Below are 14,940 nucleotides of genomic sequence, written 5' to 3'. Positions count from 1 at the left end.
GCGAGTTTGAAATGATATTGGACTATAAAAGGGTTAAATGGTCCATCGAGGATTGGACACCGCAGAAATATTGGGTCATTAACCAGCTGAATGGGCCAATGAGACTCCATTTTCAAGAGGATGCTGGCCATATGCCGTTAGTAAAAGCAAAAGAATATTTTGACAATAGAGAGTTTTGATAGAGTGCTTTAAGAATCTAGCTTTATTCAGGCGGCAGGAAGTGAGTGAAATGAGAGAAAAAAAGTTTTATAATTCAAGATTCCAAATGGCGGTTTTATTTCTATTCTCCATTGGTTTAGTCATCTTATCAGGATGGATAGTGTTTTTGGGGATGAAGCCTGTGATTTACTGGCCAAGGTTGGTTATTGGCTCTTTATTGTTCATGCTGTTTCTATGGTCAACTTTTAATACCTTTAAAGAAATGATCCGGCCGTCATTACTTGTGAAATTGACTGACTCTGCAGTGATCACCCTGAATAAAAAGCAGGAAATTGCCACCGACTGGGAAGATATAGAGTCTTATATGATATATCGGTCCAGCGGAGGTTCGACCAGCATTTATTTATTCCTAACAGAAGGTAATCATACTGAACTGCCTGGACACGTAAAAATTGGTTACAGTTTTATGAAAGATAAACATGAATTGATAGAGGCATTCGGTCAAAAATATTTAAAGGAAATGAATCCTGACCCCGAATTGATAAGGAAAATAGGATGAAGTTCCGGCAGGGAAGGGAACATATGATGAAAACAGAAATGATGCTTGATGTAAATGGCTCCAAATTATTTGTAAAAGTTTTTAGAGCACATTCCGATAAACCGGCAATTGTAATGGACGCTGGATATGGAGATTATTCCAAGGCCTGGGATAGAGTAATAGATGATATCTCGAAGAACAATAATGTTCTTATTTACGACCGGGCCGGTCTGGGTAGAAGCGAACCAAGTATGCATCCTAGAACAAGCTTGCAAATGGTTTTGGAATTACACGAACTCCTTCGAGCAGGAGATTTACAACCGCCATACATAATAGTTGGACATTCCTTTGGGGGAGTCAATGCCAGGTTATTTGCAACGGAATTTGAGAATGAGGTTTGCGGATTGATTCTAGTCGATTCAACTCCTGAGGATTATAAAGAACGTTTCCTTCCAACTATGTCTGCGGAATTCCAAGATCGGTACAACAAGCAATTCGTCCACGAAGGAAACTGGATAGCTTAGAGCAGGTAAAAAAGGCAAAAAAGAAGTTGGATATCCCGTTGATTGTACTTGCTGCAGGCAAAAAGGCACACTATTCAACTGATTCCCAGGATTTTTGGATCGAAATGCAAAGGGAATTAACCGATATTTCTACGGAAGCTGAATTTGTGATTGCTAAAAACAGTGCACACTATATTCAGGACGATGAACCAGAATTAGTTGTAAATGCCGTGCAGAAATTGCTGAAAAAGCATTCATCTCATAAAAGGTAATACTGCCTGCAGGCTTTTGGAAATGAGAATTGAAATACTTACTTTTATGAACAAAATAGAATTAATTCGATTATAGAATGGAATGGAGGGCAATTAAATGAATTTTGAACATCATATATAACAACCTTTCATTGATATAAGAGGACCTCCTTGTTACTTGGTTATTTGCGGATATACCATTTTAAGGAGGAATAGTAATGAATGAATTTGACAAAGATTTTTTGAGTGATTTAGAAGAAGCAGAAACGAAATTTTCCGGCTGGGATTTTTCTTTCATTTCCGATACAGGGCGCATGAGGAGCGGGCTGACTTCCTGGTCTTATGGGAGCATGGCTACTTCATTGAAGAGAAATGCGGAGGCACTGCTTGATATGGGGACCGGAGGGGGAGAATTTCTCTCGAAGCTTTCACCGTTTCCCGAAACGGTTTTTGCGACGGAAGGCTATGAACCTAATCTCCCGATTGCAAAAGAGAAGCTTGAACCGTTAGGTGTTGAAGTTTTTACTTTTGAGGAAGATTCTGATCTTCCTTTTGATGATAATCAGTTCGATTTGATCTTGAATCAGCATGAGTCTTATTCTCCTATGGAGGTAAGAAGGATCCTTCGAAAAGACGGAATTTTCCTTACCCAGCAGGTTGGCGGGTTGTATTGTTTGGGAATCAATGCAGCATTAGGACTTTCAGGGAACACCGAGTATCAGGAGTGGAACCTGGACACGTCTGTTCAAGAACTGTCTGTCAGCGGCTTTGAAGTATTGTTCAGGAAAGAAGAATTTCCGGTGCAGCGATTCTTTGATATCGGGGCATTGGTCTACTATTTAAAGGCGATACCTTGGCAGGCTCCTGATTTCAGTATTCATGAGCATAAACAAATGCTTTATGAAATCCATCAAACCATTCAATCTACAGGGTTTTTTGATGTGAAACAGCATCGGTTTGTCATTAAAGCAAGGGCAATATAAGATTTACTGGCCATCTCTTAAGGGATGGCCCGTTTTAAGCAGGTAAGGTTTTTCCAGACAGAAGCGCAGGGCACATTGCTTCTTAGAATAGAATCATTCAGAAGGGAGATGATTAACATCATTTATTACAAAGAAGGAGATTTACGAATCCGTCCGGCCGTCGAAAGTGATGGTGAAAAACTTGTGGAAGGATTTAAAGAACAGGGCTGGGAAAAGCCTTTGGAGTTATTCAGGACTTATCACTTACAGCAATCGAGGGCAGAAATCGATTTCTTTGTAGCGGAATGCGGTCAAATAGTTGCCGGCTATGTTGTTTTGATCCCGGAAACGCCGGCCGGTCCTTTTGCTGCTGCAAAAATCCCTGAAATAGTCGATTTGAATGTGCTGAAATCATTTCAAAATCATGGTGTTGGGAGTAAACTGATGGACGCTGCTGAAAGAAAGGCAGAAGAAATGAGTGATTCCGTCTCTTTAGCAGCGGGGCTTCACTTCGGGTATGGAACTGCTCAGAGAATGTATGTGAAGCGTGGTTATATTCCCGACGGTTCCGGAGTTTGGTATAGGGGCAGGCAATTAGAACAATACGGAAGCTGCGTAAATGATGATGATTTGGTTTTGTATTTACGAAAATATTTTAAGTGAAGTCTCTTGGAGGAAGGGGATCAAATGGATGAATGCTGCTCAAAGAATACAATTCAGCTATCAATACAACAAGGGAGATACTTGGGCATCAGGAGCTATAGAGCTTGATGACAGAAGGTTTGAATTTTTATGTTCCTGCCTATTCAATAACCCCTTAGAGGTGTTACTCTATTCGATTTATCAGTTAATACCGAATCTCGCACCTGTCCCTAGAAAGGAAATCCATTTTACCCTGTACGATGAACCTTTAGAATATAGCTGGTATTTCAAGATGCTGGATAATGAGACTGTCGGCATTCTCATATATTCAAATGGACAAAATTCAGTGTTTGAAGGCAGGTGTAACTTAATACATCTTGTGAAAACCTTTGTTCAATCCCTTCCTGATCAAGTTGTCCTTACTATGGACGAAAAGGTAAGAAGCATTTATGAGGAACTCCGTCATTTTATAAAAAGGCTATCTTCGCATGTATAGTTGCTTTTTGGCAAGGCTCTATACTCGCAGAAGAAAGAACAGTTCTATTCTTACCTGCTTGCCGGTGTGTTTTTTCGGGAATTTTCCAGGAGATTATGTGAATTTTATATTGAATGGGAGCAAAGTATATGTAAAGAGTCTTTAAAAGGTCATACAAAGATTGAAGCTGCAAATAAGCCAAAGAGTTTGCAGCTTTTCTATTGGATTTTTTTTAACTTTTTTACAATTAATTGAAACTTTCGAAAGTTATCATCCGTATATAACCATACCAGTTAAAGGAGAGTGATCAAGCAGGAATCCGGTGATTATTAAAAAAGGAAAAGGGGATGAAGTGGTTGTTTATTTTGAAAATGGCATCAACCTCGCTTTTCGTTATAGCTGTTATCACTATTGCGATAGTTCAGGACAAAGTTCTTACATACATAGAAACAAAGTTTTCGAGAACGTTTGCTTATTTGCTGGTGGTTTCAGTATTCTTGATGATTCAGTGGGGTATTGTCCTGTTGATCAGCAGCAACGGTACATGGAGTTTACTTGATACAAGCTTTATCTGCGCACCAATCTTTTTCGGGATAGGCTGGATCACTTCTTTCACGAGGAGGGCGAGTATCAATCAGGCAGGGGCAAGTTTGCGATTTTTAACAAATGGTTCCTACCAACATGATTACAGTGTCGAACAGGTAAAGGTATTCACTCCTTTTTTTGCAGCTACATTAACCTTTTTCATCATAAGCTGGGGAATTTCATTTTATATTGCTTTTACTTACTAAACTGTAGTGGACGGATACAATGCTGTCCTTGGATGGAAAAATATGATAAGATTTAATTGTCTGAAAAATTCAATTATGAATGAACAGGCAATAAATTATTCAGGAGGTCGATCAAAATGAAGAATGGTAAAACGGTTTGCAATTATACTGCGGGTGGTTCGACTGAATAATTTATTGAGGTTCGGATCCCCTCCAATTGAAAGGGGAAAATCATTTGAATCAAGCGTTAATCATTATCGATGCACAACAAGAATTGATTGAAGGAAATCAGGAAACAAGTTCAGTTTTTAATAAAACACAATTACTATCAACTATTAATCTGGTCATTGAGAAAGCTCAAGTGTCAGGCATACCCATTCTGTTTGTAAGGGACCTGGATGTTGCCGAAGGCCGGGGAGCCGGATTCCAAGTCCACGAAACGATTCATGTTCCAGAGGATTCCATGATGTTTGATAAATCTGCGACCAATTCATTCCACGGTACAGAGCTCTTACCGTATTTAAAAGCAATGGACGCAAGGCACCTGGTCATGATGGGATGTGCAACGGAGCACTGCATTGACAGTGCTGTTCGAACGGCTACAGTCAGCGGCTTTGACGTCACGCTGGTTGCTGACGGGCATTCCACTACAGACAATGATGTACTGAGTGCAGAGCAAATCATCAAGCACCACAACAAGACCCTGCACGGCCACTACAATGTTGAGCATTTTTCTGTAGTCCGTAACGCAGCGGAGGAACTATTCCAACCTACCCATGATTCTTATAGATAAAGAATTGGTATCCCAATTTCTGAACATAGCGTCAGAAATTGGGGTAACTATCCGGAAAGGGTGTCACTATGAATTCATCTGCATTAAAAGATGTAAAACTTATATTCGGATTCTTAACTTCCCTCTTGTGTTCAGCCGCTGGGATCCTGCTGGCAGTCCATGATAATGGCTTCTGGATAGCATTTATCGTCATGGCATTTCTATTTTCATTTTTAAGTGTAAGAAGAGCTGAAAAAAATTACAGTAAATAATGAGGCACAGAGAAAGACGGGGTACTTTGGATATGACATATAATATTGTTTGTGATAAAAGATCTTATTCATACGAAATCCAGTCACATAGCCATGGCTTCGGACAATTACTTTTTCCGTTGCAGGGTTCCCTGAACATACATACTGACAGCGAAGCTATAACCCTTACTCCGGATCATTTTTACTATCTGCCCCCACAAATGAATCACCAATACCATTCAAAGGACCGCAATGAATTCATGGTATTGGATATTCCGATGCACTACCTGCCTGATTACACGGAGAGCATGTATATGCCGCTTGATCAGCAGTGGAATTCGATCCGGTTTTTGCTATTGGAGGAAGCACAAGAAGACGATGGTCAATCATCTGCACTTATGGATCTTACCAGATTCGTTACGCATAAGCTAAAGACGGCCTCGCCGGCTTCCATTCAATACATCCAACAACATTTCACTAAGCCTCTGAACCTCCAAGATTTAGCTCGGATCGAGAATTACCATCCCAACTATTATTCAAACTGGTTTAAACGGAAAACCGGGAAAAGTCCGAAACAATATATATCCCATCTCCGAATGAAGAAAGCGGAATGCTTATTGATGAATACCTCCAGGACGATTTCTTCCATCAGCGGGGAAGCAGGATTTGAAAACTCATCCTCTTTCACAAGGTGGTTTGTAAAGGAGTCAGGCATCACGCCGCAGCAGTTCAGAAGGCTTAATAATGGGTAAAAAAGAACTTAAACTCTGTAAAGATACGAACGCTGTGATCTTTTATAATGAGTGTAAGTTCTTTTTATTGAGGTGAAATCCATGCAAAGAAAGCATGCTCCTTTATTGATATTACTAGCGGCTGTTTTATGGGGGACAACAGGGGCACAGGCCCTGGCTCCCCGCGGGGCGGATCCCCTCGTCATCGGCGCTGTCCGCCTGGCGTTTGGCGGGATCCCTCTTTTGATCCTTATCCTTGTTATGGGGAAAGTCACTTTCCGCAATTGGCCGATAAGGGAAACGTTTGCCGCATCCATCAGCATGGCCTGTTATCAGCCATTATTCTTCTCGGCAGTAAGCATGACCGGAGTGGCAGTCGGGACAGTGATTGCCATAGGAAGTGCTCCGGTATTATCCGGTGCACTTGAGTGGATCTTTTTGAAAAAAAGCCCTGCAAGGGTATGGTGGACCTCTACCGTGTTATCAATCATCGGATGTATCCTTCTATTCATGAATAAAGAGTCAGTAACGGTTGATCCTTTTGGAATACTCCTTGCTTTGGGGGCAGGACTATCCTTTGCAGCCTATTCCTTTGTGAGCGGGAAGCTGGTGGAAAGACATTCATCCATTTCCATAGTAGCTGTTGTATTTACGCTCAGAGCCGTGATGTTGTCTCCATTATTGTTCCTGTATGATCTATCCTGGATTGGCGGTTTCAGGGGATTGGCAGTCAGCCTGCATCTCGGCCTGGTCACAACTGGGGTTTCATATTATCTCTTTGCCAAAGGGCTGTTGAATGTACCTTCGTCAACGGGAGTAACACTTGCCCTGGCAGAGCCGCTCACTGCAGCACTTCTTGGTGTGTTCTTTATCGGCGAGCGGCTCGCTTGGACGTCCTGGCTGGGGATTGGTTTGCTGCTGTTTGGAATCGGGATATTGATCTTTGACTTTAAAAAGAAGGATGTAAGGAACGAGATCTCATTAGAAATATAGAATCGAAGGGAGGCATAGTATGCAGTCATTAAAAGGAAAAATAGCTCTCGTAGCAGGTGGAACGCGGGGAGCCGGACGCGATATTTCGGTAAAGTTAGGGGAAGCTGGTGCAAAGGTTTACGTAACTGGCCGGACTACCAGGAATCAGCAGTCCCCGATGGGGCGCAGCGAAACGATAGAAGAGACGGCAGAAATGGTTACTGAAGCAGGCGGGATTGGAATCCCTGTAAAAGTGGACCATACGGTGGAATCCGAAGTTAAAGGACTGTTTGAAAGGATAAAAGAAGAAACCGGCAGGCTTGACATCCTTGTCAATGATATATGGGGCGGAGATCCTTTGACAGAATGGGGAAGGCCTTTTGGGGAGCATGACTTAGGGAAAGGGATGCAAATGCAGAAGCAGGCGGTCGGATTGCATATCATGACCGCCCATTATGCCATACCTCTACTAAGAGAAAGTAGGGGAGGCCTGGTAATTAAAATAACCGATGGTATCGATTATGAGCCTAGAGGAAGTTTTTACTACAGCCTTGCCAAGATTTCAGCCATTCATATAGCTCAATCGCTGGCTGCTGATTTAAAGGACTACGATGTCGCTTCTATTGCTGTCACACCAGGATTTTTGAGGTCCGAGGCGATGTTGGAGCTGTTTGGAGTCACGGAGGAAAACTGGAAAGAAGCTGCAGAAATAGATCCGCATTTTATTGCTTCCGAATCTCCTTACTATATTGGAGAAGCTGTGCGCTGTTTGGCTGAAGACCCGGAAATTTTAGATAAGACCGGAAGTATCTTCAGCACCTGGGAGCTTTCAGAAGTCTACGGCTACAAGGATATTGATGGTACACAGCCTCATTGGGGGAACTATTACAAGAACATCATCAAGGCATGAACCTTTGGTATTTGTAAAACTCTTCCCCGGTCGAAAAATTTAAGAGGATGCTCTGTCGAAGGCGGAATTTGGAATCAAAGTGACCGCCGATTGAATATCGTCTTGGTAAAAATCACTTCAGAAGGATGCCTGATCGACCAGGCATCCTTCTTTTGACTTTTTAAAAATCCCGAGTGACAGGGTTTTATGCGGGATATACTAACACAGATAACAAAATTTCGGATAACTCCAATTAAATAGGGAAAAGAATCCATGTAACATGAATCTCATGGAAAGAAGGCGTTAACACATGCGGAATGAACATATTGTTAAACAAACGGTTCAGGAGCAGCAGAAGCAAAAAGCGAAGAAAGGGAAAGGCCATAAGCTTCATTGGTGGCAGCTTTCATTGATCGGGATCGGCTCGGTGATTGGTGCGGGATTCTTCCTGGGTACCGGATTGTCGATTGAAAGGGCGGGCCCATCCATTCTACTGGATTATCTTATTGCCGGTATCATTGCGTTTTTGGTCTTCAGTGCTTTAGCTGAAATGTCTGTCCATGACAAAGGGGCAGGCTCGTTCAAGAAATACGCCCAGGAAGCTTTTGGCCGTTCAATGGGATTCATGAGCGGGTGGATGTATTGGGTTTCGGGGATATTGATCATGGCAAGTGAGATTACTGCGCTTTCCTTGTTCACACAATTCTGGTTTCCAAGCGCACCGCTATGGTTATTGATGATTATATATGCAGCGGCAGGCTTCAGCATCATCCTCTTGGGAGTGAAAAATTTCGGTACACTTGAATCCTTGTTTGCCGTTGTTAAAATTGCCACATTGATCGGGTTTATCGTCTTCGGAGCTCTTTTTTTATTTGGGGCTGTTTCGCCTGTGGACACAGCCAAATCAATGGAGGAAGGGATGACTTGGTTTCCAAATGGGTTCATGGGCACATGGACGGCCATGATATTTGTCTTGTTTTCTTTTGGCGGAATTGCAGTCGTTGGGTTGATGTCCACTGAGCTGGAAAGAAAGGCGGATACTCCTAAAGCTGGTCTATCTCTCGTGGTCGTGCTTATGGCGATTTATATCCTATCCCTGTTCTTTGTGGTTTCCATGGTATCGTGGACAGCTATCAGCGAGGATGAAAGTCCATTTGTCACAGCACTAACGGCTTTTCAAATCCCGTATATCGGGACCCTTTTCAATTTGATATTGATCACTGCTGCTTTTTCCACAATGGTTGGCGCCCTGTTTTCCATCACAAAAATTGTTGTATCTCTCGGAAGGGACGGGGACGCACCGAAACAGTTTTCTCATTTCAATAAAAGGGGAGTCGCGACACGGGCTTTGGGTTTGAATGCGGCTGCTCTTGCAGCAACCATCGTGATATCCTTCCTGCTGCCAAGCAAGGTGTACGAGTATTTAACTACAGCGGCGGGGATCATCCTGATTATGAACTGGGTGATCATATTGGCTTCCCAAATCAAAAACAGAGATAGTTATGAGGAAAATCCAAGTAAGACAACCTTTTTTAAAATGCCGGGTTCTCCTTACACATCCTACCTGGGAATCGTCTTGATCGGTGTGGCTATCACTGGGGCAGGTTTTGAAGATGGTGAACGGATCGGCTTGTTCATCAGCATCGGGATCATGGCTGTAATCTTTGCGGGATATTTCCTCGTGAAGAAGCTTGTCGGCCATGAATTGAAAGAAGGCGAAGAACATACTTGATGAGAAGGTAAGGTGTAAGTTGATATAAGAAAGGGACAGGCTCGCAAACCTGTCCCTTTTCTCATGCTTCGTTCTTGGCCTGATGGAGGATTTCCACCACAAATGGATCTTGATCTTCCAATTCAGCAAGGTTTACCTTTCCTTGATTTAAAGCATTGCATATCTCTTTAATATCTTCCTGGGCGGATACTGGAACCAGATTCCAAGTCATCATTTCCTGCAGCTTATTCGCCACTTTCGTTTCTTCACTCAAACAGATCGCACCTTCCTTCATTTTTTATGATATTGTTGGTAGTAAAAGGTATTTTATTCATTGAAGTCGATTTCTAAGAGAAAGGCAAAAGAGGTGCGGGGATGGAAATCAGAAGATACGAGCAAACGGATGAGGAAGGCTGGCTAAGGTGCAGGGTGTTATCTTTTCTTGATACGGCTTATTTTGATGATGTTATTCGAGAAAAAGATACATATGAAAACCCTCTATCGAATTAGTTGCCGTTCATGATAATAGAGTCATAGGACTGTTGGATATCGAATATGAGCTAATGGAGAGACAGGTCTGCTCAAGAGGTGTCGGCCGTGGAGGAATGATTTGGCATGTTGCAGTCCATCCAGACTATCGGAGGCTGGGGATAGGGACCAACTTACGGCGTGAAGCGGAAAAGCTGGCTTCTGAGGCTGACCTGGATTATTTAGAAGCATGGACACGTGATGACGAATGGGTGAGGGACTGGTATGAACAGAATCAATTTGACTCCATGGATTCTTATCTGCATGTATATATGGATGGATCCAAAGAACATAAAGACATTCTAGAGATACAAACGGCTGGGTTCAAGCCTATCCAAACCTTTGCCCATTATACCGGTCCTGAAAAAGAAAAAGTGCGAAACAGGTTCGATAGGGTTCATGACTGTATCTGTTACGTGAAGAACCTAAGAAAGTAGTCAGGTTATGGGAAAAGACCAAAAAGAGTCGTGGCGGTGGAAAAATTGGTCTGTTTTTCGCAAAAATGCACAAAATTCAGAAGTAAAGCTTGAAAAATCGGTCTATTATCTGCAGAAATACACCAATTTGTGAAGGGTAGTTCGGAATCTTGGTCTATTACTTGCAAAAATGGACCAAAAAGAGCCGTGATGATAAAGAAATTGGCTCATTCTTTACAAATACGGACCAAAAAGAGTCACTCCGTTGGGAAATGTGGTGTTTTACTTGCAGGAATGCTTCAAATTTTTGCCGTGTCAAATAGATATATGGTCCACTATTTTTTTAGAAAGTTCTTGGTGAATAATGTTTGAGTAATTCCATCGATAACGCTTAAATCCGGGATTTGATTTTTTTGCATAAACAAAAATATAGTCATGAAGGTAAAGGGAGAAGATACCATTGTTTATTGGCAGAGCATTGTATTTAGTAGGGATGGCTTTTGTGATGATCAGCGCTATCTCTATCATCTTTGGTTTATTTACGGGTGGAGGAGGGTCAACGTTACCCTTCTTCGCATTGCTGAACGGCATGATGGCGATGGGTGTTGGCGATGTGGTCATTGACTTAAATCACAGAAAGCGTTTGGAGAAGCTTAAAAAGGATAAGCTGGAATAATGTAAATATATTGCAAAATCCTCTTTCATGTGGTAAATTAAGTGAAAATTTGAGGTGAGTAAAAATGGTTACAGGCATTGTTCCTTCATCGTTCTTACAATTTCATCATCATATCGAGTAACCTTGCTATCCGATTTTAAAGAAATCGTAAATAGGAAGGTTATTTCTAATGAACCGCATTTGATTAAGTTATTCCACTTAAATCAAGTGCGGTTTTTTGTATTTTAAAGAGGCTGTTTTCGCATATATTGTTGCTTTCGGAAAAATCCCAGGTGCCGGATTTTTCCCCTGTATTCTTAGGTTTACTCTCGAAAAAGAACGAGCAGCTCTTTTCTTTCCTGCTCACCGGGGTATTACGGCGATATACCAGGATTTCATTTGATATTTTAGTGAATGGCAACAAAGTTAATGAAAAGGGACTTTAAAAAGAATATGGAGGAGAAAAGATGAAAAAAATGGATTATCAAAATGTTAAAGGGACACAGGATTATTTACCTGATGCGGAAGTTGTCAGACGGGACATCAGACGGACTTTGGAGGATGTATTCATTCAATATGGATGCAAGCCGCTGGAAACGCCTATATTGAACTATACCGAACTTCTGGCTTCTAAATATGGAGGAGGAGCCGAAATACTGGAAGAGATGTACTCGTTAACCGACAGGGGAGAAAGGGACTTGGCTTTACGGTATGACCTGACGATTCCTTTTGCAAAAGTGATTGCAATGAACCCTTCAATCCGAATGCCTTTCAAAAGATACGAAATCGGGAAGGTGTTCAGGGACGGTCCTATCAAGAAAGGAAGGTTCAGGGAGTTCACACAATGTGATGTCGACATAGTTGGTGTGGAATCCCAAATTGCTGAGGCAGAATTGATGATGATGGCCATAGATGCCTTCAAAAAGCTTAATTTGAAAGTGACCATACAATATAACAACCGAAAACTTTTGACTGGGATGCTGGAATTCTTCGGAGTTGAAAGAAGCCTGATGAACAGGACTGTCCTGATATTGGATAAACTTGAAAAAGCCGGACTCAACGCTGTACTCGCCGAACTCGCCGATGTGGGGATTTCCGGCTTCACCATTAAGTTGATCCAGGACTTTCTCAGCAATGAACACAATAGGAGCTTCGATTATTTTGAAACGTACTCTGAGAAAAATGAACAGGTCAAAGAAGGGCTGGCTGAATGGAAGGAGTTGAGCTCCTATCTGGATTACCTGGGAATCAGCAAGCAATGTGCATTCAATCCATTTTTGGCGAGAGGCTTGGAGATTTATACAGGGACCATATATGAAATTTTCCTGGAAGACCAGTCTATCAAATCCAGCATCGGCAGCGGCGGGAGATATGATAATGCTATCGGGGGATTGTTAGGAACTAACGAAAGTTTCTCAACAGCAGGGATTTCTTTCGGGCTTGATGTCATTTATACAGCAATCAGTTCTTCCGTGAAGAATGATGCCCGTAGAGAGCCATTTGCAGATTACTTCGTTATACCGCTCGGGACTTTTAAGGAATCACTCCTGGCTGCCAGTGACTTAAGGAATAAAGGCTTTAAAGTTGAGGTGGAAATGAGCAATAAAAAACTTGGAAAGCTGCTGGATAAAGCCAACAGGGAAAACATTCCCACCGTTATAATCATTGGCGAAGAAGAGGTCAGGAATAATCAATACAAAGTAAAGGATATGGCAACAGGAAAAGAGACAGTTGAGTACTTTGAATATTAAATTCCCCCTTGAGTCCAGGTCCGTTTTTTGGAATAATTGGAAGTATGTGGTTCGATAAGGGGAGGGAAACGAAATGGATGTTGTATACAAGACTGAAAAAGCTACCTTTAACTATCGTGTAGCAGGCATCTGGGTAAAAGACGGGCATGTACTTTTACACCGGGCTGTATCCGATGAAAGCTGGTCGCTTCCTGGAGGAAGGGTCGCCATAGGTGAAGAGTCTGCCCTGAGCATTCAAAGGGAATTCATCGAGGAACTGGATGTCAGCGTAGAGATAGAACGACTCGTGTGGTTTGTGGAAAACTTCTTTCAATATAACGGAATTGATATTCATGAGGTTGGCTTATATTACCTGGTAAAGACTGAGGATGAATCAATGGAATTGAATAAAGAGCCATTCTTCGGGAAGGAAGGAGAGAGGCTGATTTATAAATGGACTCCTGTTCATGACCTTGAAGCAATCACCCTGTATCCTGAATTTCTGAGGAAGGCGTTACAAGAAATTCCCGGACATCCCGCTCACCTGGTGGTAAAACAAAAAGAGGTTTAGCAGGCAATTGACCTGCTTGAATAGTACAAAGGGGGAAACAGATGTTTTACAGACGAAAGTTTTACATAGTGAAAAGTGAATTCATAGAGGTATTTAATGATTTATTCAATACGATCAACCTTCCAAATCAATTAAAATACGGCTCACGCCTTGTCGGCAGATGGATGAAGGACAGGGAAGACGGGACGGCGGAAATTTTTGCGATATGGGAATATGACAGCTATGAGGATTACGAGAAAATTGAAAAGAACGTGCGAAGCGATGAAGCCCATCTCCAACGGATCCACAACTGGTATGAAAAACATGGCGGAAAGGAAGCCGTTTTCAAGAAATATTTTATTGAAGTGAGAAACGAAGCTATTGAGGATACCGTCAATTTGAAAGAAGGAATTAGATGAAGGCGGGAGTGAAGGATACCCATTTGCACAGCTCCATACAGGAGGTTTTGCAAGCATACATCCATCTCTGGAAGGAAAGGCTCCCCAATCGTCTTGAAGGTTTATACCTACACGGTTCGATTGTGCTTGATGCTTATAATCCAAACATCAGTGATATCGATTTTGCCGCATTAACGACTAGACGGTTATCTTTGGATGAGCTCAATGTTTTATCTGAGATACATACCATTATTGAAAGCAGATATACACCTAAGTTGGATGGACCTTATTTGGTATGGGACGATTTGGGAATATCCACTGATAGCAGCGAAAAACCCCTTCCTTACTATAATGAAGGGGAAATACGATTCGGGACCCATTACAACCCGGTAACCTGGTGGCTTTTGAAAGAGAAAGGGATCACCATCCTCGGGCCGGATATTAAAGAAAAGCAGTTTATCGCGGATGCAGATAATCTTCGGTCCTATGTCATGGAAAATATGAATTCGTACTGGGGTGTAAGGGTCAATAATGCAGCTTCTTCAATCGAGGAGCTTGTGCAAATGCCTGCCAGAGAAATCGATGAAGAAATAGAATGGACTGTACTTGGTTTGCTGCGGCAATATTATACATTAAATGAATCAGGGGTCATTTCTAAATCAGCATCTGGTGAGTACGGTGTATCAGTTCTCCCGACTGAGTATCATAGGATCATCAGGGAAGACATCAATATACGGACCAGGAAGGGAACAAGTGCTTATGAATCCAATAAGCAGAAAATCGAAGAATCATTGAGGTTATCGAAATTTATTATTGAACAATGCAACAGGAATTTTAATTTATGAGAATCAGGGACAGGTGACTGTCTCTTTTTCTTGTTATTTTACTGAAAGTAGTAGGTTTGTGGGAGCCGGCTGGAGATTCAGGTAGTCATTTAGATTGTTGGTTTTGGGGAAGCGTGGTCGACTTCTGAAAAGGGAGATCGATGTGGTCATAGGAGCGCTGTGGGGCGGTCGATTCTGGAAAACACGAAATCG

At 42.1% G+C, this 14,940-nt stretch carries 18 protein-coding genes and 2 pseudogenes; 19 read left to right on the top strand and 1 reads right to left on the bottom strand.

What is annotated here, in order from left to right:
• The first annotated feature begins 11 nt into the window (after nt 1-11).
• The 13 genes and pseudogenes from D3H55_RS24325 to D3H55_RS13905 all read left to right on the top strand — a co-directional run bounded on the left by D3H55_RS24325 (nt 12) and on the right by D3H55_RS13905 (nt 9,647).
• Nucleotides 12-179 carry a hypothetical protein gene (locus D3H55_RS24325; RefSeq protein ID WP_168413091.1) on the top strand — a complete coding sequence of 56 codons (168 nt, stop codon included), beginning with the start codon at nt 12-14 and terminating at the stop codon, nt 177-179.
• A 50-nt stretch (nt 180-229) separates the two neighbouring features.
• Nucleotides 230-718, top strand: coding sequence for a hypothetical protein (locus tag D3H55_RS13965; RefSeq protein ID WP_119547660.1), 489 nt, complete (start codon nt 230-232; stop codon nt 716-718).
• Nucleotides 719-744: 26 nt separating this feature from the next.
• Nucleotides 745-1,472 (top strand): annotated as a pseudogene (locus D3H55_RS13960) (alpha/beta fold hydrolase).
• A gap of 197 nt (nt 1,473-1,669) precedes the next feature.
• Complete coding sequence (locus D3H55_RS13955) at nt 1,670-2,434, top strand: class I SAM-dependent methyltransferase (RefSeq protein WP_119547658.1); 765 nt, start codon at nt 1,670-1,672, stop codon at nt 2,432-2,434.
• Between the two features lie 24 nt (nt 2,435-2,458).
• A complete protein-coding gene (locus tag D3H55_RS13950; protein ID WP_240628583.1) occupies nt 2,459-3,076 on the top strand; it encodes a GNAT family N-acetyltransferase in 618 nt (205 codons plus the stop codon).
• A gap of 28 nt (nt 3,077-3,104) precedes the next feature.
• Nucleotides 3,105-3,551: a hypothetical protein gene (locus tag D3H55_RS13945; RefSeq protein WP_119547656.1), complete on the top strand. Its 447-nt coding sequence runs from the start codon at nt 3,105-3,107 to the stop codon at nt 3,549-3,551.
• Between the two features lie 335 nt (nt 3,552-3,886).
• Nucleotides 3,887-4,321 (top strand): hypothetical protein, encoded by a 435-nt coding sequence (locus D3H55_RS13935; protein WP_119547652.1) that lies wholly within the window; start codon nt 3,887-3,889, stop codon nt 4,319-4,321.
• A 214-nt stretch (nt 4,322-4,535) separates the two neighbouring features.
• A complete protein-coding gene (locus tag D3H55_RS13930; RefSeq protein ID WP_119547650.1) occupies nt 4,536-5,093 on the top strand; it encodes a cysteine hydrolase family protein in 558 nt (185 codons plus the stop codon).
• A 68-nt stretch (nt 5,094-5,161) separates the two neighbouring features.
• Nucleotides 5,162-5,344 (top strand): hypothetical protein, encoded by a 183-nt coding sequence (locus D3H55_RS13925; protein WP_119547648.1) that lies wholly within the window; start codon nt 5,162-5,164, stop codon nt 5,342-5,344.
• Entirely contained in the window at nt 5,344-6,075 is a 732-nt protein-coding gene (locus tag D3H55_RS13920) for a helix-turn-helix domain-containing protein (protein ID WP_205685486.1), read from the top strand. Before D3H55_RS13925 ends, D3H55_RS13920 begins: the two co-directional genes overlap by 1 nt.
• A gap of 81 nt (nt 6,076-6,156) precedes the next feature.
• Nucleotides 6,157-7,047, top strand: a complete 891-nt coding sequence (locus tag D3H55_RS13915; protein WP_119547644.1) for an EamA family transporter — start codon at nt 6,157-6,159, stop codon at nt 7,045-7,047.
• Between the two features lie 19 nt (nt 7,048-7,066).
• Nucleotides 7,067-7,936, top strand: a complete 870-nt coding sequence (locus D3H55_RS13910) for an SDR family oxidoreductase (RefSeq protein ID WP_119547642.1) — start codon at nt 7,067-7,069, stop codon at nt 7,934-7,936.
• A 289-nt stretch (nt 7,937-8,225) separates the two neighbouring features.
• Entirely contained in the window at nt 8,226-9,647 is a 1,422-nt protein-coding gene (locus D3H55_RS13905) for an amino acid permease (protein ID WP_119547640.1), read from the top strand.
• Nucleotides 9,648-9,708: 61 nt separating this feature from the next.
• On the opposite strand, the gene D3H55_RS13900 is transcribed toward D3H55_RS13905, so the two are convergent.
• Complete coding sequence (locus D3H55_RS13900) at nt 9,709-9,900, bottom strand: hypothetical protein (RefSeq protein ID WP_119547638.1); 192 nt, start codon at nt 9,898-9,900, stop codon at nt 9,709-9,711.
• Between the two features lie 101 nt (nt 9,901-10,001).
• Here D3H55_RS13900 and D3H55_RS13895 point away from each other — a divergent pair.
• From D3H55_RS13895 to D3H55_RS13870, 6 genes and pseudogenes are all read left to right on the top strand, one after another.
• Nucleotides 10,002-10,591, top strand: a pseudogene (locus tag D3H55_RS13895) (GNAT family N-acetyltransferase).
• 439 nt (nt 10,592-11,030) lie between these two features.
• Nucleotides 11,031-11,246 (top strand): hypothetical protein, encoded by a 216-nt coding sequence (locus tag D3H55_RS13890; protein ID WP_119547636.1) that lies wholly within the window; start codon nt 11,031-11,033, stop codon nt 11,244-11,246.
• A 446-nt stretch (nt 11,247-11,692) separates the two neighbouring features.
• Nucleotides 11,693-12,976 (top strand): histidine--tRNA ligase, encoded by a 1,284-nt coding sequence (locus D3H55_RS13885; protein ID WP_119547634.1) that lies wholly within the window; start codon nt 11,693-11,695, stop codon nt 12,974-12,976.
• Nucleotides 12,977-13,049: 73 nt separating this feature from the next.
• Nucleotides 13,050-13,526: an NUDIX hydrolase gene (locus D3H55_RS13880; RefSeq protein ID WP_119547632.1), complete on the top strand. Its 477-nt coding sequence runs from the start codon at nt 13,050-13,052 to the stop codon at nt 13,524-13,526.
• A 41-nt stretch (nt 13,527-13,567) separates the two neighbouring features.
• Nucleotides 13,568-13,924: an NIPSNAP family protein gene (locus D3H55_RS13875; RefSeq protein ID WP_119547630.1), complete on the top strand. Its 357-nt coding sequence runs from the start codon at nt 13,568-13,570 to the stop codon at nt 13,922-13,924.
• Nucleotides 13,921-14,748 carry an aminoglycoside adenylyltransferase domain-containing protein gene (locus tag D3H55_RS13870; protein ID WP_119547628.1) on the top strand — a complete coding sequence of 276 codons (828 nt, stop codon included), beginning with the start codon at nt 13,921-13,923 and terminating at the stop codon, nt 14,746-14,748. Before D3H55_RS13875 ends, D3H55_RS13870 begins: the two co-directional genes overlap by 4 nt.
• Nucleotides 14,749-14,940: the final 192 nt, after the last annotated feature.

Origin of the sequence: Bacillus salacetis, assembly GCF_003581585.1 — a bacterium.
GTDB lineage: Bacteria > Bacillota > Bacilli > Bacillales > Bacillaceae_B > Rossellomorea > Rossellomorea salacetis.
The sequence above is the reverse complement of the archived record's forward strand: the minus strand, read 5'-3'. Positions and strand labels throughout refer to the sequence as shown.